The sequence below is a fragment of the Steroidobacter flavus genome (assembly GCF_042651805.1).
GTDB lineage: Bacteria > Pseudomonadota > Gammaproteobacteria > Steroidobacterales > Steroidobacteraceae > Steroidobacter > Steroidobacter flavus.
The window spans coordinates 55,576-76,487 of record NZ_JBHSDU010000001.1 but is presented as its reverse complement, the minus strand read 5'-3'; the positions used below and the strand labels follow the sequence as shown (position 1 = coordinate 76,487).

20 protein-coding genes are annotated in these 20,912 nt (G+C 62.1%); 9 read left to right on the top strand and 11 right to left on the bottom strand.

Features of this window, described 5'->3' with window-relative positions; all coding sequences use genetic code 11:
* Window positions 1–2 precede the first annotated feature (2 nt).
* The 6 genes from ACFPN2_RS00305 to ACFPN2_RS00280 form a co-directional block, all read right to left on the bottom strand.
* Window positions 3–692, bottom strand: a complete 690-nt coding sequence (locus ACFPN2_RS00305) for a response regulator transcription factor (RefSeq protein ID WP_380593836.1) — start codon at window positions 690–692, stop codon at window positions 3–5.
* Between the two features lie 3 nt (window positions 693–695).
* A complete protein-coding gene (locus ACFPN2_RS00300; protein ID WP_380593834.1) occupies window positions 696–989 on the bottom strand; it encodes a PepSY domain-containing protein in 294 nt (97 codons plus the stop codon).
* A 102-nt stretch (window positions 990–1,091) separates the two neighbouring features.
* Window positions 1,092–1,640, bottom strand: coding sequence for a glycine zipper 2TM domain-containing protein (locus ACFPN2_RS00295; protein ID WP_380593832.1), 549 nt, complete (start codon window positions 1,638–1,640; stop codon window positions 1,092–1,094).
* Window positions 1,641–1,770: 130 nt separating this feature from the next.
* Complete coding sequence (mazG, locus tag ACFPN2_RS00290; RefSeq protein WP_380593830.1) at window positions 1,771–2,613, bottom strand: nucleoside triphosphate pyrophosphohydrolase; 843 nt, start codon at window positions 2,611–2,613, stop codon at window positions 1,771–1,773.
* 6 nt (window positions 2,614–2,619) lie between these two features.
* Window positions 2,620–3,255 (bottom strand): NUDIX hydrolase, encoded by a 636-nt coding sequence (locus ACFPN2_RS00285; RefSeq protein WP_380593828.1) that lies wholly within the window; start codon window positions 3,253–3,255, stop codon window positions 2,620–2,622.
* A gap of 1 nt (window position 3,256) precedes the next feature.
* Window positions 3,257–4,666, bottom strand: coding sequence for a class II fumarate hydratase (locus ACFPN2_RS00280; RefSeq protein WP_380593826.1), 1,410 nt, complete (start codon window positions 4,664–4,666; stop codon window positions 3,257–3,259).
* A 62-nt stretch (window positions 4,667–4,728) separates the two neighbouring features.
* Between ACFPN2_RS00280 and purB the strand changes: the two genes are divergently transcribed.
* The 5 genes from purB (at window position 4,729) to ACFPN2_RS00255 (ending at window position 11,568) form a co-directional block, all read left to right on the top strand.
* Window positions 4,729–6,096 (top strand): adenylosuccinate lyase, encoded by a 1,368-nt coding sequence (gene purB, locus ACFPN2_RS00275; protein WP_380593824.1) that lies wholly within the window; start codon window positions 4,729–4,731, stop codon window positions 6,094–6,096.
* 78 nt (window positions 6,097–6,174) lie between these two features.
* Window positions 6,175–6,690 carry an NUDIX hydrolase gene (locus ACFPN2_RS00270; protein WP_380593822.1) on the top strand — a complete coding sequence of 172 codons (516 nt, stop codon included), beginning with the start codon at window positions 6,175–6,177 and terminating at the stop codon, window positions 6,688–6,690.
* A 69-nt stretch (window positions 6,691–6,759) separates the two neighbouring features.
* Window positions 6,760–7,845, top strand: coding sequence for a tRNA 2-thiouridine(34) synthase MnmA (mnmA, locus tag ACFPN2_RS00265; RefSeq protein WP_380593820.1), 1,086 nt, complete (start codon window positions 6,760–6,762; stop codon window positions 7,843–7,845).
* Window positions 7,846–8,080: 235 nt separating this feature from the next.
* Window positions 8,081–10,774 (top strand): aconitate hydratase AcnA, encoded by a 2,694-nt coding sequence (gene acnA, locus ACFPN2_RS00260; RefSeq protein ID WP_380593818.1) that lies wholly within the window; start codon window positions 8,081–8,083, stop codon window positions 10,772–10,774.
* Between the two features lie 17 nt (window positions 10,775–10,791).
* Window positions 10,792–11,568: an enoyl-CoA hydratase-related protein gene (locus ACFPN2_RS00255; RefSeq protein WP_380593817.1), complete on the top strand. Its 777-nt coding sequence runs from the start codon at window positions 10,792–10,794 to the stop codon at window positions 11,566–11,568.
* A gap of 16 nt (window positions 11,569–11,584) precedes the next feature.
* Here ACFPN2_RS00255 and ACFPN2_RS00250 read toward each other — a convergent pair whose 3' ends face one another.
* The gene (locus ACFPN2_RS00250) at window positions 11,585–11,908 is read right to left on the bottom strand and encodes a hypothetical protein (protein ID WP_380593815.1); all 324 of its coding nucleotides are present in this window, start codon (window positions 11,906–11,908) and stop codon (window positions 11,585–11,587) included.
* A gap of 175 nt (window positions 11,909–12,083) precedes the next feature.
* On the opposite strand from ACFPN2_RS00250, the gene ACFPN2_RS00245 reads away from it, so the two are divergent.
* On the top strand, window positions 12,084–12,956 hold the full coding sequence (locus tag ACFPN2_RS00245) for a GFA family protein (protein WP_380593813.1): 873 nt from the start codon (window positions 12,084–12,086) through the stop codon (window positions 12,954–12,956).
* Here the strand turns inward: ACFPN2_RS00245 and creD are convergent.
* A complete protein-coding gene (creD, locus tag ACFPN2_RS00240) occupies window positions 12,913–14,247 on the bottom strand; it encodes a cell envelope integrity protein CreD (RefSeq protein WP_380593811.1) in 1,335 nt (444 codons plus the stop codon). The genes ACFPN2_RS00245 and creD overlap by 44 nt on opposite strands.
* Window positions 14,248–14,444: 197 nt before the next feature.
* Here creD and msrP point away from each other — a divergent pair, with 197 nt between their 5' ends.
* From msrP to ACFPN2_RS00225, 3 genes are all read left to right on the top strand, one after another.
* A complete protein-coding gene (gene msrP / locus ACFPN2_RS00235; protein ID WP_380593809.1) occupies window positions 14,445–15,410 on the top strand; it encodes a protein-methionine-sulfoxide reductase catalytic subunit MsrP in 966 nt (321 codons plus the stop codon).
* Window positions 15,411–15,412: 2 nt separating this feature from the next.
* Window positions 15,413–16,048: a protein-methionine-sulfoxide reductase heme-binding subunit MsrQ gene (locus ACFPN2_RS00230; protein ID WP_380593807.1), complete on the top strand. Its 636-nt coding sequence runs from the start codon at window positions 15,413–15,415 to the stop codon at window positions 16,046–16,048.
* Between the two features lie 229 nt (window positions 16,049–16,277).
* The gene (locus ACFPN2_RS00225) at window positions 16,278–17,897 is read left to right on the top strand and encodes a hypothetical protein (protein ID WP_380593805.1); all 1,620 of its coding nucleotides are present in this window, start codon (window positions 16,278–16,280) and stop codon (window positions 17,895–17,897) included.
* Window positions 17,898–17,955: 58 nt separating this feature from the next.
* Here ACFPN2_RS00225 and ACFPN2_RS00220 read toward each other — a convergent pair whose 3' ends face one another.
* Genes ACFPN2_RS00220 through ACFPN2_RS00210 form a run of 3 tightly spaced genes read right to left on the bottom strand, consistent with a single transcriptional unit; the run spans window position 17,956 to window position 20,863 of the window.
* Window positions 17,956–18,771: a MipA/OmpV family protein gene (locus ACFPN2_RS00220; protein ID WP_380593803.1), complete on the bottom strand. Its 816-nt coding sequence runs from the start codon at window positions 18,769–18,771 to the stop codon at window positions 17,956–17,958.
* Window positions 18,772–18,831: 60 nt separating this feature from the next.
* Window positions 18,832–20,190, bottom strand: a complete 1,359-nt coding sequence (locus ACFPN2_RS00215; RefSeq protein ID WP_380593801.1) for an ATP-binding protein — start codon at window positions 20,188–20,190, stop codon at window positions 18,832–18,834.
* A 1-nt stretch (window position 20,191) separates the two neighbouring features.
* The gene (locus ACFPN2_RS00210; protein WP_380593799.1) at window positions 20,192–20,863 is read right to left on the bottom strand and encodes a response regulator transcription factor; all 672 of its coding nucleotides are present in this window, start codon (window positions 20,861–20,863) and stop codon (window positions 20,192–20,194) included.
* Window positions 20,864–20,912 lie beyond the last annotated feature (49 nt).

Below are 20,912 nucleotides of genomic sequence, written 5' to 3'. Positions count from 1 at the left end.
TCTCAGGCGGCGGCTGTGTCACGCTGAAGGGCGAAGCGGTAACCCCGGCCGCGCAGCGTCTCGATCGGCTTGATGGTCTCGTCCGGATCGAGCTTGCGGCGCAGCCGACCGATGAACACCTCGATGGTGTTGCTGTCCCGGTCGAAGTCCTGAGCATACAACCGTTCGGTCAGCTCGCTCTTGGAGATCACCTCGCCCGCCCGGTGGATCAGGTGATCGAGGATGCGGTACTCGAAGCTGGTCAGATCGACCTTGCGGCCGTTGACCGTGACTTCCTGAGTCCGCGGATCCAGCGACACCGGACCACAACGCAGCACCGGCTGAGCCCAGCCGCCCGAGCGACGCAGTAGCGCCTGCACGCGCGCCAGCAGCTCCTCGAAATGGAACGGCTTGGCGACGTAGTCGTCGGCGCCGGCCTGCAGCCCTTCCACCTTGTCCTGCCAGCGATCGCGCGCCGTCAGGATCAGGATGGGAAAGCTCTTGCCTTCGCCGCGCAGCGTCTTGATCAGCTCGAGGCCCGGCAGCTTCGGCAGACCGAGGTCGACCACCGCCAGGTCCAGGGCATATTCCCGCCCGCAGTAGAGTCCTTCTTCGCCATCGGCAGCCGCATCGACCGTGAAGCCGTGCTGCTGCAGTTGTTCGACGATGGATTCACGCAGGGTCTGTTCGTCTTCAACAATTAGGACGCGCATGGATCAGTTCATTGCTCCCGAGTCTGCGTCCACGCTCACGTTCCGTACCTTGCCATCGGCGCTGAGCAGGCGGATGCGATGCTCCACCTTGTCGCCATTGCGAACGGTCTCGGCTCGGACCGCCTTGGCTCGAAACCGCCGTTGCGCCATCTCCACCGCTTGATCGAGCGAGATGCCCGAAGGCTCGGTGCGAAAGTCGCGACGCTGGCGGCGATCGATCAGCTCCTGGGCATTGGCGCTCGGTACCGCTGCCACCAGCGATAGCGTAACCAACAACAGGTGCCAGAAAGTGCGCATGGGGGCTAAGTGTACGCACGGCGGGACGTATGTTCACGCCCCGCCGCACAACCTTTGAGAAAACTCCCGTTGAAGATGGAAATCGTTTGACCGGCTTCCACCTCATTCCGCCACGGCGACAGCCACCCTGACGCGAATGCGCTCACCGGGGTCGTACGGCAGTCGGGTCGTGTATTCACGACCGTTGTACTCGTAGGTCACCCGGTACCCGTCAATACGCTCTTCGTATCGTTTCTCATATCGGACTTCGCAACGCTGAACTATTTCTTCACGCACTGAAGCTGAACGGCGGGCGGCGGCGTCGTAGCCGACCGCGGCACCGACCGTGGCACCGGCGACGGTGGCCGCATCCCGGCCCCGGCCGCTGCCGAACTGGTGACCGATGACACCGCCAATCAGACCGCCGACCAGGGTCCGGACGCCGACCTCCGGGTCGGAGATGTGCGGGCGGGACTCGACCTGCTGGACTTCGTCGTAGCACTCACGATTCGGGGTCTCGACGCGGACCTGCCGTACGATGGGCTCGACGTGGGTGACCGGGGCGTAGTCGTACTCGTTGGAGTAGCTGCGCTCGTAGCGCGGCGGTCCGGCCAGGGCCATACCAGCCACCAGGACACCCGCAACAGCCATCGAAACGCGACCGACAGTCATCTTGATCTCTCCAGGAACCCGGTATGTGGAAAGCACCGAGCGTGGGAGTCAAATTAGGACTGAAGCCATGAATGAACCCTGAACCTCGTCAGACAACTTGTTACCGACTGTATCAAGTGTGCAACAGTGCTCAGGAGCGGCGTCGTTCGTGGGCCTTGCCTTCATCCCACAGCTTGTCCATCTCGGCCAGGGTGGCCTGCTGGGGTGTCTTGCCCTGCCTGGCGAGACCGCGTTCGACATAACGGAAACGCCGCTCGAAGCTGGCGTTGGTGCGCTTGAGCGCCTGCTCCGGGTCGATCTTCAGATACCGGCACACGTTCACCACGCAGAAGAGCACGTCGCCGATCTCGGCCGCGAGCCGTTCGTGCTGACGCTCGTGGCCTTCGGCCGCCGTATCGGCCTGCAGGCACGCATGCGAGCGCACCTCCGCTTTGAACTCGGCGATCTCCTCATCGAGCTTCTCGATGGCGCCGTGCACGTCGGACCATTCAAATCCCACCTGGGCGGCGCGCTTGCCGAGCTTGTTCGCACGCGTCAGCGCGGGCAACGCGACCGGCACGTCATCGAGCACACTTGTCGGTTCCTCACCGCTGCGTTTCTGTGCCCGCTCGCGACGCTTCTGCTCTTCCCAGGCAACGGTCTGCGCCTCGGCATCGGCGATGGAGGCATCGCCAAACACATGCGGATGACGACGTTCCATCTTGTCGCAAATGGCGTTGGCCACCGCGTCGAAGTCGAACGCGCCCTGCTCCTTCGCCATCTGCGAATGAAACACGACTTGAAACAACAGATCGCCCAGCTCATCGCGCAACGACGGCAGATCGTCGCGCTCGATGGCATCGGCGACTTCGTAGGCTTCCTCGACCGTGTATGGCGCGATGGTCTTGAAGTTCTGTTGCAAATCCCACGGACAGCCGCCGCTCGGATCGCGCAACCGACTCATGATATCGAGCAGGCGTTGAATGCCGGACATGTTGGATTACTCAGGTTGTAGCAGTCGATACAGCGACATCAACATGCCGGCCGTGGCGCCCCAGATATTGTGTTCCTGATAGGGAATATCGAACACCTGCACGGTCACCGCCCCCAGCTCGCGGATGCGTGAGCGATGATTCATCGGATCCAGAATGTGACGCAGCGGCACTTCGAGGGCGAACTCCACTTCGCGACGATCCAGGCGCAGCTCGAAGCCCGGCCGCACGAACGCGACGACCGGCGTCACCCAATAGCCCGAGAGCACCAGCTGCGGCTCGAGATAGCCCGCGAACGTGATGTATTCGCGGCCGACCCCGATCTCCTCTTCGGTCTCACGCAAGGCCGCCTCCAACGGATTCAGATCGGTCGGCTCGATGCGACCGCCGGGAAAGCTGATCTGCCCGGCGTGATTCTTCAACGTGGAGGCGCGCTGGGTGAGCAGCACGGTGAGCCCGGTTTCATGATCGACGATGGGCACGAGCACAGCCGCCGGCATCGGCGAGGCTGGAAAATACGCTCGAATCGCTTCGATATCTTTGGCGGAAAATCCCGCGGGCACGGCGGTGGTCGGGTCGGGCACCGCACGGGAGTCCTTCAGCCGCTCTTCAATGAGCCGCCGCAGGGCAATTCGATCGTTCAATTTAGCCCCCGCCGCCTTGGGCTTTGCCGCCGGCCTTGGTCAGCTCGCGCGGATCCAGATATTTCGAGAGCTCTTCATCGGAGAGCTGCGTATGTTCGGCGGCGACGTCCTTGATGGGGCGACCGGTGGCATAGGCTTCCTTCGCAATCTTCGCGCCCGCTTCGTAACCGATCACCGGATTGAGCGCGGTCACCAGGATCGGGTTGCGATTCAATGCTTCGCCGATGCGTTGTTCGTTGACGGTGAAGCCCGCCACCGCCGAATCGGCCAGCGAGCGCGCGGCGTTCGCGAGCAGATCGATACTCTGTAACAGGTTATAGGCGATCACCGGCAACATCACATTGAGCTGGAAATTGCCGGACTGCCCGGCGATGGCGATGGTCGCATCGTTGCCCATTACTTGGGCGGCCACCATCGTCACGGCTTCGGGAATCACTGGATTCACTTTCCCCGGCATGATGCTGCTGCCGGGCTGGAGCGTCGGCAACGAGATCTCACCCAAGCCTGCGAGCGGACCGCTGTTCATCCAACGCAAGTCGTTCGCGATCTTCATCATCGACACCGCGAGCGTGCGCAGCTGTCCCGAGAGTTCAACCGCCGCGTCCTGCGATGACATCGCCTCGAAGTAATTCGTGGCGGGCTTGAGCTCGAGCCCGCTCTTCACCGAGAGATAACGTGAGGCTCGCAGCGCGAAGCGAGGATGCGCGTTGACGCCGGTGCCAACGGCCGTGCCGCCGAGTGCGATCATCTGCAGTCGTGCACGAGATTCCATCACTCGGGCGCTGCCATGTTCGATCTGCGTGCGCCAGCCACTCAGCTCCTGACCGAACGTCACCGGCATCGCATCCATCAAATGCGTGCGGCCGGTCTTCACGATCTCGCCGATCTCACCGATGCGTCGACTGATGACTGCACTCAGATACGCGAGCGCCGGCAACAAGTGCTGCTCGACCGCGAGCAACGCACTGACGTGAATGGCGGTGGGAATCACATCGTTCGAGCTCTGGCTCATGTTGACGTGATCGTTCGGATGCACGGCGATGCCGGCGAACTTCGAGGCCAGGTGGGCGATGACCTCGTTGGCATTCATGTTGCTGCTGGTGCCCGAGCCGGTCTGGAACACGTCCACCGGGAATTGCCGGTCGTGCTTGCCGTCGACCACCTCGATCGAGGCCTTCTGAATCGCCGCGGCGTGCTTGGCCTCGAGACCGCCCAGCTCCAGATTGGCGGTGGCCGCGGCCCACTTGATCAAGCCGAGCGCGCGAATGAAGTCGCGCGGCATGCGCAGATTACTGATCGGGAAGTTATCCACGGCACGCTGCGTCTGCGCGCCCCACAACGCATCGCTGGGGACTTTCAACTCGCCCAGGCTGTCCCGCTCGATGCGAAAGTCGTCATTCGCCACACTCATTCCCTCTCACCGCGCTCGAGCTCGCCTGAAGGTAGCGAGCCGATCTGCGGTATGATTCTACGATGAACAACAGTCCCTTGAATGCGATTTCACCCATCGACGGCCGCTATGCTGACAAGGCCGCCGAGCTGCGGCCGATTTTCAGCGAGCGCGGGCTGATCCGTCAGCGGGTCCGCGTCGAGGCGCTCTGGCTCAAAGCCCTGGCCGCTGAGCCGGGCATCGACGAGCTGCGCGGTCTGCCGGCCGCGGCGCTCACCGTGCTCGATGCGCTGGCCGCCGAGCTGACCGATGCCGAGGCGTCCGAGGTCAAGAAGCTCGAGCGCGAGACCAACCATGACGTGAAGGCGGTCGAGTACTTCGTCAAGAGTCGTCTCGATGACGTGCCGGCGTGGCGCACCCGTCGGGAGTTCGTCCACTTCGCCTGTACCTCCGAAGATATCAACAATCTCAGCTACGCGTTGATGCTGCGGGAAGCGCGCGATCTGGTGCTGCTGCCGAGGCTCGACACGCTCATTACCCGGCTGCGCTCCCTGGCGCATTTACATGCGGCCACACCGATGATGTCGCGGACCCATGGCCAGCCCGCGACCCCGACGACGCTCGGCAAGGAAGTGGCGAACTTCACTTACCGCTTGCGCGAGGCTCGCACGCGTTTCGCGGCCGTCACCATCAGCGGCAAGATCAACGGTGCGGTCGGCAACTTCAATGCGCATATCGTCGCGTATCCGAACGTCGATTGGCCGCGGCTCGGTCAGCGCTTCGTCGAATCGCTCGGCCTCACCTGGAATCCGTACACGACCCAGATCGAGCCGCACGACTGGATGGCGGAATATTTCGATGCGCTGGCGCGCTTGAACACGGTGCTGGTCTCGCTGTGCCGTGACATGTGGGGTTACATCTCTCTCGGCTATTTCCGTCAGCGCGTGGTGGCGGGCGAAACCGGCTCCTCGACCATGCCGCACAAGGTGAATCCAATCGACTTCGAGAACGGCGAAGGCAATCTCACGTTGTCGATCTCGATGCTTCGTTATCTCTCGGACAAGCTGCCGGTGTCGCGGTGGCAGCGCGATCTCACCGATTCGACGGTGCTGCGGAATGTCGGCGTCGCGGTCAGCCATGCGTTGATTGCCTGGCGCTCCATCGAGCGCGGCCTGGAACGAGTCGATGTGGATGCCAATCGGCTCGCCGAAGATCTGGATGCGAATTGGGAGCTGCTTGCCGAGCCCATCCAGACCGTGATGCGACGCTATGGCGTCGAGAACGCCTATGAGCAATTGAAGTCGCTGACGCGCGGCCAGCGGGTCGATGCTGCCTCGTTGCGACAGTTTGTGTCCGGCCTCGCCCTGCCGGAGTCTGCCAAGCAGGCGCTGCTGGAACTATCGCCGGCCCGCTACGTTGGCTATGCAGAGCAATTGGCCAAAAAGGTCTAATGCGAATACATGACCTTTGCCGTCCAATAGCTTGATAAGCATCACAAATAGTTCTTACAGGGTAGCTATACTCCCGGCATGACCGTGCGCCCCGATCTCACTGTAGCCGCCGTCGTCGAACGCGACGGCCAATTCCTGCTCGTGGAGGAGCGGGTCGGCAATCGCATGGTGTTCAACCAGCCGGCCGGCCACGTGGAACGCGGCGAGCAGTTCATCGAAGCCGTGATCCGCGAAACCCTGGAAGAAACCGCCTGGACCTTTCGGCCCGAGGCGTTGATCGGTGTTTATCTGTGGGAACAGGCCGAGAAGCAAAAGAGCTTCCTGCGGGTGGTCTATTCCGGCGAAGTGACCCATCACCATGCCGATCGCCCGTTGGATCGGGGCATCGAACGCGCCCTGTGGCTGGACCGTGAGCAGATCGTCGCCCGCTCATCCCGCCTGCGCAGCCCGCTGGTGCTCCGTTGCATCGACGATTACCTCGAAGGCACCCGGCATCCCCTTGATGTCGCGAAAAACGTCGTCAAAGATGGCGTCCTGTCGCCCGAAGTCCGGGCGCGCACCCTGGAACATCCAGCGATCAATCGCCTGATCTAAGCGCTGACCGTCGGAAGGGCCGCGTGCCGCTCCGGCCAGTCATTAGTCACCAGTCAGTAGTCACTTCGAATGTCTTCCTTAGTCATCGTCGGCATGTCCGGCGGCGTGGACTCGTCCGTCGCCGCGTGGCTGCTGTTGCAACAAGGTTACGAGGTCCAGGGCTTGTTCATGAGCAACTGGGACGAGGACGAAGACGGCTACTGCACCGCTGCCGAGGATTATCAGGACGCGCGCCAGGTCTGCGAGCAACTGAAGATCCCGCTGCACAAGGTGAGCTTCGCCGGCGAGTATCGCGAGCGCGTCTTCAGTTATTTCCTCGAAGAGTATCGTCACGGCCGCACGCCCAATCCCGACGTGCTGTGCAATCGTGAGATCAAGTTCGGCGTTTGTTACGACTACGCGCGCCGGCTCGGCGCCGAGTGGGTCGCGACCGGTCACTACGCACGCGTCGAGCACGATCCATCGCAGTCGCACGCCAAGCTGTTACGCGGACTCGATCCCAACAAGGATCAAAGTTATTTCCTGCATGCCATGCCGGGCGAAGCATTGGCGCATACCCTCTTCCCCATCGGCGATCTGCAGAAGAGCGAAGTGCGACGGCTCGCTCGCGAACAAACCTTGCCGGTGTTCGACAAGAAAGACAGCACCGGGATTTGTTTCATTGGTGAAAGGCCGTTCGCGCAATTTCTGGAAACGTATCTGCCCGCGCAGCCCGGTCACATCGAAACGCTCGAGGGACGTCGTGTCGGTCAGCATCGCGGACTCATGTACTACACGCTCGGTCAGCGCCAGGGCTTGGGGATCGGCGGACGCAACGACGCCGGCGAAGCCCCCTGGTACGTGGCCGACAAGGACCTCGCTCGCAATGTGCTCATTGTCGTGCAAGGTCATGATCATCCAGCCATGCAGCGGGGCGAGGCCTGGGGCTCACAGCTCGCCTGGGTTGCAGGCGAACCGCCTGCTCAACGCTTCGATTGCACCGCTAAAGTGCGCTATCGCCAGGCGGATCAGGCGTGCAGCGTCGAAGTGCTCGCGGACGGCGGCGTTCACGTCCGATTCCACCAGCCGCAACGTGCGGTCACTCCCGGTCAATACGTGGTGTTTTACGCCGGCGACGTCTGCCTCGGTGGCGGCGTGGTCGACCGGACTGCGTGAAAAGATTGCGCCAACTCGGACAAATCGCGCGGAATTTATTCATGGGAATCGGTGCGATCGTCCCCATAGTTACGCGGCGACCGCTATAATCCCGCCGATTTGTCCCCGGGGTTAGGGATCCTTTCCTTCAGAAGCCACGGGGCAATGAAGCATATGGGGCGCCTGTCCGAGGTGGCGCTCCTGGCGCTGCCAGCGTCGAGCCAGCCGCGCCACTCCCTATCCTCGCGGAGGACGCATGAAAGACTCGTTTAAGGCGCGCACCACGCTCGCTTGCGGCAATCAGAATTTTGAAATCGCCAGCCTCGCAGCCCTGAAAGACCGCAACGTCGCCCGCCTGCCCTACTCGCTCAAAATCCTGTTGGAGAATCTGCTGCGATTCGAAGACGGCGTCAACGTGACGCGCGAGGACGTCGAAGCACTGATCAAATGGGATCCGAAGGCTGCGCCTTCTTACGAGATTTCTTTCACGCCGAGCCGCGTGATCATGCAGGACTTCACCGGCGTGCCCGCGATCGTCGATCTGGCCGCCATGCGCGAAGCCATGATCAAGCTCGGCGGCAATCCCGATGAGATCAATCCGCTCTCGCCCGCCGAGCTGGTCATCGACCACTCCGTGCAGGTCGACGCCTACGGCTCGGCACAGGCCATGGCCGAGAACAATCGCATCGACTTCAGCCGCAACACCGAGCGCTATGCGTTCCTGCGCTGGGGCCAGACCGCGTTCCAGAATTTCAAAGTGGTGCCGCCGAACACCGGCATCGTGCACCAGGTGAACGTCGAGCACCTCGCTCGCGTGATTTTCGACAACGAGAAGGACGGCGTGCGCTGGGCCTACCCGGACACGCTGGTCGGCACCGACTCGCACACTACGATGGTCAACGGCCTGGGCGTGCTGGGCTGGGGCGTCGGCGGTATCGAAGCGGAAGCTGCGATGCTCGGTCAGCCGGTCACCATGCTGATTCCGCACGTCATCGGCTTCAAGCTCACTGGCACGCTGCCGGCCGGCACCACCGCGACCGACCTCGTGCTCACCATCACCGAGATGCTGCGTAAGAAGGGCGTGGTCGATAAGTTCGTCGAGTTCTTCGGCGACGGTCTCGCCAACCTGCCGCTCGCCGATCGTTCCACCATCGCCAACATGGCGCCGGAATTCGGCAGCACCTGCGGCATCTTCCCGGTCGATGAAGAAACATTGAAGTATCTCGAGCTCACGGGCCGTTCGCCTGAGCACATCGCGATGGTGAAGGCGTATGCCCAGCACCAGGGCATGTGGCGTAACAACGGCGATCCGCAAGCCGATTACACCGACATCCTCGAACTGGATCTCGGCTCGGTCGAGCCCTCGCTCGCCGGTCCGAAGCGTCCGCAGGATCGCGTGCCGCTGCGTACCGCGAAGCAGACCTATCAGTCGACTCACAAGAAGATGGCCGAAGAGCGCACGGCGAAGAACCCGGGCGCCAAGGGCGTCGCGCCTGCCTCGATGGATGGCAAGTCGTTCGAAGTGGCCGATGGCGCGGTGCTGATCGCCGCGATCACGAGCTGCACGAACACGTCGAACCCGGCCGTGCTGATCGCCGCGGGTCTGCTCGCTCGCAATGCTCGCAAGCGTGGCCTCACCTCGAAGCCCTGGGTGAAGACGTCGCTCGCTCCCGGCTCGCGCGTGGTCACCGACTACCTCAACAAGGCTGGCCTGAGCGCCGATCTCGACGCGCTGGGCTTCTACACCGTCGGCTACGGCTGCACGACCTGTATCGGTAACTCCGGCCCGCTGCGCCAGGAGATCAGCGATGCGGTGAAGGCTGGCGATGTGATCGCCGCCTCCGTGTTGTCCGGTAACCGTAACTTCGAAGGCCGCGTGCATCCGGAAGTGAAGATGAACTTCCTCGCCTCGCCGCCGCTGGTGGTCGCGTATGCGCTCGCCGGTTCCATGACCATCGATCTGACCACCGAGCCGCTCGCGACCGGTAGCGATGGCAAGCCGGTGTTCCTCAAGGACATCTGGCCGACGCCGGCCGAGATCCAGGAATTCATCGCGAAGTCGGTGGACGCGGCGATGTTCAAGAAGGGTTACTCGAGCGTGTTCGCGGGCGATGAGAACTGGAATGCGATTCGTCTGCCGAGCGGCAAGATCTACGCGTGGGACGAGAAGTCGACCTACGTGAAGAATCCGCCGTACTTCGTCGGCATGACGATGAAGCCGGGCGCGGTGGCCGATGTGCGTGCGGCTCGTGCGCTCGCGATCCTCGGCGACTCCGTGACCACCGACCACATCTCCCCCGCGGGCGATATTTCCAAGACGAGCCCGGCGGCGAAATATCTCGTCGCGCAGGGCGTGCAGCCGAAGGACTTCAACTCCTACGGCGCGCGTCGTGGTAACCATGAAGTGATGATGCGCGGTACGTTTGCAAACATTCGTCTGCGTAACCTGCTGGCGCCGGGCACCGAAGGCGGTGTGACCGTGCACGTGCCGAGCGGCGAGCAGATGAGCATTTACGACGCCGCCATGCGCTACAAGCAGGAAGGCACGCCGCTGGTCATTCTGGCGGGCAAGGAATACGGCACGGGCTCCTCGCGTGACTGGGCCGCCAAGGGCACCATGCTCCTCGGGGTCAAGGCCGTCATCGCCGAGAGCTTCGAGCGTATTCACCGCTCCAACCTGATCGGCATGGGCGTGCTGCCGCTGATGTTCAAGGACGGTCAGAACGCACAGTCGCTGGGCCTCACCGGTAAGGAAAGCTTCGAGATCATCGGCCTGAACGGCGGTGCTGCGAAGATGGTGACCGTGGTCGCCACCCCGGCCTCGGGCGCGCCGATCAAGTTCGAAGTGCGTGTGCGTATCGACACGCCGAAGGAGCGCGAGTACTTCCAGCACGGCGGCATCCTGCACTACGTGCTGCGTCAGCTGGCGTCTTCGAGCAAGGCTGCTTAAAGGATCGAGGAACGATCATGACCGAGCACGTGCGCATTGCCCTCGACGATGGCGTCCTTCGAATCACGCTCGCCCGAGCGGACAAGAAGAACGCGTTGACGCAGGCGATGTACACGTCGCTCGCTCAAGCACTGACCCGAGCCGAGACCGATGCCTCGGTTCGGGTCGTGCTGCTCGAGGCCGAAGGCGATTCGTTCACTGCAGGCAACGACCTCGCCGACTTCGCGGCGGTTGCGGCCGGTACGCTCGATCGAAAAGCGATGACGACGGTTCAGTTTCTGGATGCGCTCGCTCATGCGCGCAAGCCGCTCGTCGCCGCGGTGACGGGTTTGGCGGTAGGCATCGGTGTGACGATGCTGTTGCATTGTGATTTGGTGTACGTCGCCGACGATGCCAAGTTGTCGACGCCGTTCGTCAATCTCGCGCTCGTGCCCGAAGCGGCCTCGAGTGTGTTGTTACCGGCACGCATCGGCTATGCGCGTGCCTACGCGATGTTTGCTTTGGGTGAGCCAGTCGATGGTCGGACGGCGGCGTCGATTGGGCTTGCCAACGCAGCGTTGCCCGCAAGTGAAGTGCGAGCGGCGGCATTTGCGGCTGCGAAGAAACTTGCGAGCAAACCGATGGGGGCGTTGCAGGCGACCAAACAGTTGATGCGAGATGGCGCGGCGATTGCCGCGGTCATGGCGAAGGAAAGTGAGATCTTCGGTGCGCGACTGTCATCGCCGGAAACGGCGGAAGCGTTGCGTGCGTTTGCTGAACGGCGTCCGCCGGACTTCAGCAAGTTTGCGGGTTGAGCCCCGCCATCAATATTCAATAACTCGGCTTCGGCTTTTTCTTGAACGGCTTGCGCGGCGTCGGATGCCGCTGCAAACGAATCGGCAGCGTCGGCTCGTCCGGCTCGTCTTCGACCGACCATTTCTCCTTGAACATCTGAATCGCTTCGCTCTGCACGGCCGCGTGACGGTTCGCGAGCATTAGAGCTGACGGTGGACAGACGCGTGCCCGGATCAATCCCAGGTCGGCGGCCGCATCGAACAGGCTCGGATACCAGCTGCGCCACGTGGGCAGCAGGTCCTCCACCTGCTCTCGCAGGCTGCGGCGGTCTGAAGCAGTTGCGGTTACGGTGTCGGTCACAGCGGCCCTTTTACCACAAAGGTTTTTCCAAAGACCCCTCTTTTATCAAGAAGGCTCGGTCTCAATTGGTGTGAATCCCTGATGACGGCCGAGACGCGCTGGAGCAAGTCATCGTCCATTTGCTATCGTCGCCGACCGGCATGATGATCGGCATGAGTCCTAGGGAGCGATGAGCATGTCACCGAGTCTGTCTGCGCCTCAGCTGCACGGCAGTTGTCTATGCGGGGCGGTCACTTATCAAGTCGCCGGCCCCTTCAACATGATGGTGCATTGTCATTGCTCCATGTGCCGCAAACACCATGGCGCCGCCTTCGCCACCTTTGTCGGGGCGCCGCTGATGGGCTTCAAGTGGTTGAGCGGCGAGGACCAAATCGTCAGTTACGTGTCCTCGGAAAAAGGCCGACGCGATCACTGCAGGCACTGCGGCTCGGTCACGCCGACTTTGCTCAAAGAAATGGATCTGGCGCTGGTGCCCGCCGGCAACCTCGAGGGCGATCCCGGCATTCGGCCGCAGGGTCACGTGTTCGTCGGCTCCAAGGCGTCGTGGTACGCCATCACCGACGACCTGCCCCAGCATGAGGAGTTTCCGCCGGAGTTCGGCGTGGGCGGCGTCGAGCGGCCCGTGGTCGAACCTCGCGAAGGTGTGGTGCTCGGCAGCTGTCTTTGCAACAGCATCACCTATGAGATCACTGGCAAACCGCTACGAAGCGCGAACTGCCATTGCTCTCGTTGCCGGCGAGCACGAAGCGCCGCGCACGCCTCGAATCTGTTCTACAAGCTCGAGGACTTTCGTTTCACTCGTCAGGACGCGGCCATTGGCGATTACCGCGTGCCTGGGGCGAAATACTTCGGGGTCTCCTGGTGCACGAAGTGCGGAGCCGCCGTGCCGCGTGTTTCCAAGGAACGTAACGCGGTGGTCGTGCCGGCTGGAGCGCTGGACACCGATCCAGGTCTCCAGCCGGCCATGCATATTCACGTCGGTAACAAAGCGTGCTGGTTCGAGATCACCGATACGATTCCTCAGTTTGAGACGGCTCCTCCGGTCTGAGGCGATACCAATCGACGCGGCGCGTGGCCAGCATCACCGCGGCCAGCGCCGCGAACAGAATGATTGAGCCGAGCAAGAGACTGTAATCCTCGGACAGCACGAGCATATACAGCAGTCCGTACACCAAGCTCATCACACCGCCAGCGATCACACCTCGCCCGCTGCTACGAAGCGCGCCAGCCAGATACAAGCCGATCAATAGCACCAGCGCGGCAGCTGCGGTGACATACGCGAGCGCGAAGGCAATGTGCTCGGAGAGTGCGATCAGCAGCAGATAAAACATGCTGAGCGCGAGACCGACGAGCAGGTACTGCAACGGATGCAGTCGATTGCGGGTGACCTGCTCCCAGGCGAAGAACGTTAGAAACGTGAGCGCGATGAACAGCACGGCATACTTCACTGCCCGCTCGCCGCGTTGATAGATGTCCACCGGTTGAAACAAGCTGACGCCGAACGTTGATTGCCGGAGCGCATCGTCACTCACCTCGCCTTCGTGCCACACCTGGCCGTAGGAACGATTCAGCTCCAGCACTTGCCAGCGTGCCTTGAAGCCTTGTTCGGTGATGGTTCGCTCGGAGGGCAGGAACGCGCCCTGAAACGAGGGATGCGGCCAATCGGCACTCATGCTCACTGTGGTCGTGCTACCGAGCGGCAGCAAGGACACCGAGCGACTGCCTGCGACCACGGTACCAAAGTCGAACGCGGCGGTCGGCGACTGACGCAGCTGACTCAAATCCACTCGCGCCTCGACGCCCACGTAGACGCCAGGACCGGCCGGACCGAGCTTCACCTGCTGACCGGCGAACGTGGCGTGCTGGATCTCACGCAGGCTGCGTACCGATGAGATAGGCAGACGCAGGCGGCTTTGTGACCACAGATAGGTCACCTCGGTTTGCTCGAGCAGCGGCTGCAAGGTCGTGAAGTCGAACTCGCCCTGCAGGCGCAGTGTCGACAGGTACACCGGTACCGCGTATATCCCAACATAGCGCGGCTGTGGGTCGAGCTTCACATCCACGTCGGCATTGAGCTTTGACGGCAACAGGTAGACGTCGCTGCGTAGCAGGCGCTCCTTGTTATCGACGACGACCTTGCGCTCCATTGGCACGACCAGCATGGGACCGCCGACGGTGAGGTCGCCGCCCCACCCTTCGGCGACCTTTTGATAGGCCTGCTCCCGCAGCCCCAAGCGCTCGGTGACCACGCTTCGGAGCATCTCGAGCGGTATCAGCAGTAACAGAACGATCACCCCGATCAACACCGCCTTGAACGTGGCCGACTCCAGGATTCTCATGACGTACGCTCTCCCTTAAGGTTGCTTCAGTGCTTACACTGCGGGCAGCCTGACCGGGCCGGCGGGCAAATCGCCGACGCAATTCGGGCGAATTGTGGAAGCCGGGTCGGCTCCAATGTAATGGCCAGCGCGAAACTCCGGTCTGGTGTTGAGAGTCTTACGATTCAGGGCCGGTAACGCCGGCCACGAGGAAGCCCATGCTGATCCGACGTTTCCGTCCCGGCGACAGCGCCGATATCCGCCCCTCCGAGATCACCTCGGAGTCGGTGTATTTGAATCGCCGCCAGCTGCTGCAGGCCGCCTTGATGGCGGGCGTGGCCGGCATCGGCGCCGGGTGGGTGAGCGAGGCCGGCGCGGTCGCGGATCTGAAAGTTCAGCGCAATGCCAAGTACAGCCTGAGCGATCCGCCCAACAGCTACCAGGACATCACCACCTACAACAACTTCTACGAGTTCGGCCTCGACAAGAGCGATCCGTCCGAGAACTCGAGCCGCTTCAAGCCCACCCCGTGGACCGTGGCGGTGAAAGGCGAAGCGGAGAAGACTGGCACCTTTGCCCTCGAGGACATTCTCAAGCCGCACACGATCGAGGAGCGCGTCTATCGATTGCGCTGTGTGGAAGCGTGGTCGATGGTGATTCCGTGGGCGGGCGTGCCGCTCGCCGATGTGCTGAAGCAGTTCAAGCCCACGTCGAAGGCGAAATACGTGGCCTTCAAGACAGTACTTCGACCCGAGGAAATGCCGGGCCAACGCATGGGCTCACTCGACTGGCCGTACGTGGAAGGTCTGCGCATCGATGAGGCGATGCATCCCCTGGCATTGCTCGCTGTTGGTCTGTACGGCAAGACCTTGCCGAATCAAAACGGCGCGCCGCTACGGTTGGTCACACCGTGGAAGTATGGGTTCAAGGGCATCAAGTCCATCGTCGAGATCCGCTTCACCGAGAAGCAGCCGCCGACCACGTGGAATATCTCGGCGCCTCACGAGTACGGCTTCTATGCGAACGTGAATCCCAAGGTCGACCATCCCCGCTGGAGCCAGGCCCGCGAGCGCAAGATCGGTGCTGGCGTCTTCGGCTCACGCGTGCCGACATTGATGTTCAACGGCTATGAGCAGGAAGTCGCATCGTTGTATCAGGGCATGGACCTGAAGAAGTATTACTAACCGTGTCGCCCTCCACGGTCGTCATTCGCCGCTTCATCAAGCCCGCCCTCTTCGTAGTGTGCGCGCTGCCCCTGCTCTCGCTGGTGCTCGCGGCCTTCGGGATCGGCGGCGCGTCGCTGGGCGCGAACCCTGTTGAAAAGATCCAGGATACGTTCGGTCAGTGGGGCTTGCGGTTTCTGGTCATCACGTTGGCCGTGACGCCGATTCGAGATTGGTTCGGCATGCCGTGGCTCGTGCAGCTGCGACGCATGCTCGGTTTGTATGCGTTCTTCTACGTGCTGATGCACTTTCTCACTTGGCTGATTCTCGATCAGGGCCTGTATTGGTCAGGCATCTTGAAAGACATCGGCGAGCGCCCCTACATCACCATCGGCTTCACCGCTTTGTTGTTACTCGTGCCGCTCGCCGTGACCTCGACAAACAAGATGATGCGTCGGCTCGGCAAACGCTGGAAATCCCTGCATCGGCTGGTCTATGCAATCGGTCTGCTCGGCGTGTGGCACTACTACTGGCAGGTGAAGGCGGATACGACCGAGCCGCTGATTTATCTCGCCATCGTGCTGGTGTTGCTCGGATGGAGAGTCTGGAAGACGCGCTCTTGGCGTGCCCCGGCTGCGACGGCTCGCGAGCCGTCCTAAGATAGGACGCGCGCACTCGTTTGATTACGCAACGACGTTGCGGCATCCGCGGTGCCCACATACAATCCAAACCCAGCGCCACAGTTGGACCGCGGCCACAGTCAGTACAGGGATCGTACGCGTCAGGGAAGACGACCTCACCCAGCCTGCCGCGCATTCCACTGCCCTGCTGAGCCTCAGTTCGCAGTGTTTCACCCGTCACTCGACGCTCACAGCAGAGGCTTGGATCATGGCTCATGTCTTACGGAAGAACGGCACGGCTGCTTTCATCGCGCTTACACTTGCCAGCGCGACAGCGCACGCGGCAGTCCAAGTAGATAACTTCAATCGCGCAAACGCAACACCACTCGGGGGCAACTGGGAAACCATCACCGCCAACGGTCTGAACCTCGCGTCGAATCAAGTCACAGGCTCGACCGGATTGGCAGTGTCGGGCTGGAAGGCGGCGTCGTTCGCTTTCGCGGCCGATCAATCTTCGGAGGTCAAGGTTCTGGTTCCTGGCGATTACGACGATGCAGGCATCGGCGTACGGTTGTCATCCACAGGCGGTGGGCAAGGTTACGTTGCGCAGTACCGGGCGGGGGACGGCCGCGTTTACGTGAGCCGCCTGACGGCAGGAGCGTTGACGACGTTGATCGCGCCGGTGGTCTCGTGGACCTCGGGAGATGTGCTCAAGCTGACGGTCACCGGCACGATGCTGGAAGTGTTTCGCAACGGCGTGAGCATCGGCAGCACCACCGACTCCACTCACGCGAGTGGTCAGCCCGGGCTGGTCTACCAACTCGACAATCTCAACGTCACCCGACTCGATGATTGGCAAGGTCAGGACGGTTCGAGTGGCAGCGTCGATGGCGTGGTGTTGAGCGGCGGCGTACTGACGATCACCAAGACGGCGGGCGGCTTCGGCACCAAGAGCATGGCCGCGCCGTTCCACTACCAAGACTACGATTCGGAAGTCGACAACACTCGCATCGATGCGATCGCGCCCTACGAAGCACCTGATCCCGCGCCAAGCGCGTCGATATTGCCCCGGATCTCGACGGACAGAGCACACAACGGCACCAAGGCGGTGAAGCAGATTTATCCCGTCGTCCTACCAGACCAGGGCACCTTTCCGAAGGTAGGCATCTCTGAGCTGAACTCGTTGGAACTCTACGTCTCCTTCTGGGGATATTGGGAGCGCACCTCCGGCTCGGGCGACTACGGCGGCATCTTTAAGTTGGTACGCGCCGGCTCGTTTCCCTGGTACCACAGTTCGCCTGCCTTCTACGAGTCGCACGGCGGCCACGACAGTTCAGGCGTCACGACAGCCAACGACACCGGCTTCAATACTCCGCTCGCTGGAACGACGTATGTGCCCTATCTGGGCGACCCGCCACCGCAAGGGTTCGATGCCGGCGGCTGGCATTTCTTCGAGTATTACTACCGCCTCAGCAATCCGGCCGGATCGGCCAACGGCGCGTTCCAATCCACCATCAACGGCACCAAGAACGCCGACTTCACCGCCAATACGACTCGGGATGCCGGCTCATCGGCGCTGATCGATTACACCATGACCTTGTTCGACGGCATGGACAGCAACACCGACGACGCCTATGAGGTCTTCCAGGACGAGTTCTACGTTGACACTTCCCCGAAGAAAGTCATCGTGACCAACAGCTCAGTCGGTCCGCGTGCGCCGAACTCGAGTAACTTCGCGATCCAGATTCCGATCTCCTGGTCGGACACGAAAATTGAAGCCACTTTCAATCAGTCCGGCTTTGCCTGCGGCTCGACGGGTCACGTGTGGGTGTTCACGGCATTCGACACTTACACGTATGAGGGTCAGTTCACGCTGCCCTCTTGCTAAACGGAGTATGCAAAACGCCGCCGGAGGATTGGGTTGCAAGATCCACCGGCGGCGGTGCTCAGAATCGATAGCCGAAATACAGCGCGTACAGATTCTGATTCTTGTCCTTGACGATGGGGCCGGCGGTCGCATCGTCCTGCAGTTGGGCGGCGGTGAAGCGAGCGCCGGCGAACCAGGTACGGGAAAACTGATATTGCGCGCCGACCGATAGACGCACGACGCTCACGCCGGCTTCGGGCGTGTACGCGGCGAGGCCCGAGCGTGCGGCCTGCTCATCGGTGATGCCGAAGAACGTTTGCATGTACTCCTCGTCCGCCCACGTGAGCCCGGGCCCGCCCGAGAGTGTGAGTCGTGCCGTGGGGCGATAGGTGAACTCGGCATCGAAATTTGCAGTGGTGCCTTGCTGCTTATCCGAAACATCCGTCATGGCGCTGGCTCGCAACGTGAGCCAGCTTGCGACCCGGTAGCTCGAGAACAATCCCGCTCGAACCGCGGCGTCGATGTCGCCCAGCCCACGAAGGCTTTCGTCATCCGACTCTTCGCGGGGTTTGGTGGCATCCACGGAAACGACGGCGCCGAGTCGAAATGATTCGCCCTCGTAGAGATGCGCGCCGATGCCCGCGGGTGAACCGGAGCCTGGGGCGCCGCCGAGGAAGAAACGTTTGTAGCGCACACTCACCACGGGCATCCCGCGGGTTTCATATTCGTCGCTACCGATGTACTCCGGCAGGTTCACCGCGCCCGCGCCCAATGTGATTTCCCACGGCCCTTTCTTCGGCTCCTCCTCCGCTGCGATGACGTTGGTCGAGCTTGCCAGGGCCAGCGCCGCACTGGTGGGCACGAGCCAGGGACAACGTTTGTTTGCAAGTCTCATTCGATCCTCTCCGACGGTTTGCATGCCGGAGATGATCGAGGAATGGGCTTTAATAATGCGTTAAGAGGACTGCTCTTCGATCACGGGGAATCGAACGGCGATCCCGAAGCCACGCCCGTCGAGCCCCGGGCCGGTGGCAATACTTGCGGCGTGCGAGCGCGCAATGCGTGCTACCAATGACAAGCCGATGCCGCTGCCGCTTTCGGCACTCCCGGCGACTCGATAGAAACGATCGAATATTCGCTCTCGGTCGGCCTCCGGAACGCCCGGGCCGTCGTCCAGAATCTCCAGTCGCATCGTGTGCTCTTCGCGCACACATCTCACGGCGACGTGACCGCCGCGGCCGGCGTAGCGCAACGCGTTGTCGAGCAGATTGCTGAGGAGGATGCCGAGTTCATCCAGGTTGCCACGGACCACGCCGGGCTCGACATGCACCGAGATGTTTTGATCTTTCTGCGCGGCCGTCATCTCGAAATCCTGGATCAGGACCGTGACGATGTCCGCAAGCTCGATGGGCATTGGCGGGTCGGCCGGTCGTTCGACCCGGGCCGAATGCAACAGCTGTTGTGACAATCGCGCACTTCGCTCCGCCCCACGCACCAATTGATCGAGCACCGGCCGCGTTTCCTCGAGTGTCCGCGCACGTCGTGCCACTTGCGCTTGTCCGAGCAGCACCGCCAATGGCGTGCGCAGCTCGTGTGCCGCCTCGACGATGAATCGACGCTCGGCGTGCATGGCCTCTTCGAGCCGCGCCAGCAACCGATTGAACGAATCGACCAGCGGACGCACTTCGCTCGGCAAACCGGCGGCAGGCAGCGGCGTCAAGTCGAGCGCTTCGCGCGAAGTCATGGCGGCTTGCACCGTCATCACCGGCTGGAATGACCAGCGAACGACCAACTTCACCGCAAGGCCTACCGCAAGCAGTGCCAGTGAAGAGATCCCGAGCGCGTAATACAGTCCGGTCCTGAGCTCTTCGGTCAGCGCGCTCATGGGCTGACCGGCCTGAATCTGTACCTGATTGCTCGCATCCGAGACCGCGTAAACGCGCCACTCCTCGCCTCCGATCTGCAGGGTCGCGAAACCATCGGTGAAATCGGGCTTGAGCGGTGTGCGAGGAGCGCCCCTGCGCCACAAGACCAGCGCCCGACGGTCCTTGCTCCACACCTGAAGCCACCTCTCGGTTTTTTCCAATCGCCCCGGCGCGCCGCTTCTCAAACTCAACGTCGAGCGGCTCGACACATCGCTGATGTCGCTCGGCATCGACAGGAGCGCGGTATTGGCCAGCTCCTCCAGACGGCGATCCATCGAGCCGCTGCTGGCCTGTGCGAACTCGAGATACAGATAGACGCCTGCTGCCACCCATGCACCGATGAAGATGCCGAGTAACGCACTGAACAGACGGCCGCGCAGAGAATGCATATCAACGTTCCGAACCGAGCCGATAGCCGTAGCCATGCACCGTCTCGATGAGGCTGTCGCCGAGCTTGCGGCGCAGCTGGTGGATATAGACCGCGATTGTATTGCTCTCGATGGTGGTCGAGCCGCCGTAGATCAGATCTTCCAAATGACTGCGCGGCACGACGCGCCCCTGCCGCTCCATCAATGCCAATAGCGTACGGAACTCATGCATGCTCAAGCGAACATGCTGATCGCCGCGCATGACGATGCGCCGTACCGGATCCACCGAAATGTTCTGATAATGAAGCACTGGCGCGACCTGCCCGTTCGCCCGACGCAGCACGGCTCGCAGCCGCGCCAGTAACTCTTCAACTTGAAAGGGTTTGACGAGATAGTCATCGGCACCCGCGTCCAGACCACGAATGCGGTCACCGAGTTGGTCGCGTGCGGTGATGATCAATGCGGGCGTCGCGTCGTACCGCGCACGCATGCCACTCAATACGTCCAGCCCGGAATTGCCAGGAAGCCCCAGGTCGAGCAGCACCGCCGCGTACCCATGATCGATCAGCGCCGTCTGCGCGGCTCGCCCATCGTGAGCGACATCGACATGCCACGCATCCTGTTGAAGGGCGGCCGCAATGGCGTCGCACAGCATGCGATCGTCTTCAACGAGGAGAATGCTCGGCAATCCCATGGGTCACTCGGGCGAAAGTCCGATGGTATCGGAGCCCGAGCGCCGGGTT